At 25.8% G+C, this 240-nt stretch carries 1 pseudogene; it reads left to right on the top strand.

From position 1 onward, the window contains the following. A pseudogene (locus E1I18_RS03770) lies at positions 1-240 on the top strand (IS1634 family transposase); the annotation flags it as partial.

The following is a 240-nucleotide window of genomic DNA, read 5'->3' as shown; positions in this document are numbered from 1 at the left end:
ATATCTTTAAAAATTGTAAGGATTCAAAGTCAAAATCACTCAAAGACGTAGTTATTCACCAAATTTATCAAAAATTCAAACTTCCAATGAGTATTTATGGAACATATAAATCAATTAAGAAAGAAACAGCTACAGAGCACTGCAAAAATTCATATTATCGTTCATTAGACTATCTAGCTCAAAACCAAAAAACAATACTAAAAAATTTAAATCAGGAAATATCAAAAATCAGTTCTAGAA

Origin of the sequence: Mycoplasmopsis mucosicanis (assembly GCF_006546935.1) — a bacterium.
Classification (GTDB): Bacteria; Bacillota_I; Bacilli_A; order Mycoplasmatales; family Metamycoplasmataceae; genus Mycoplasmopsis; species Mycoplasmopsis mucosicanis.
Note: the sequence above shows the minus strand (reverse complement) of the source record. Positions and strands in the feature narration are given on the sequence as shown.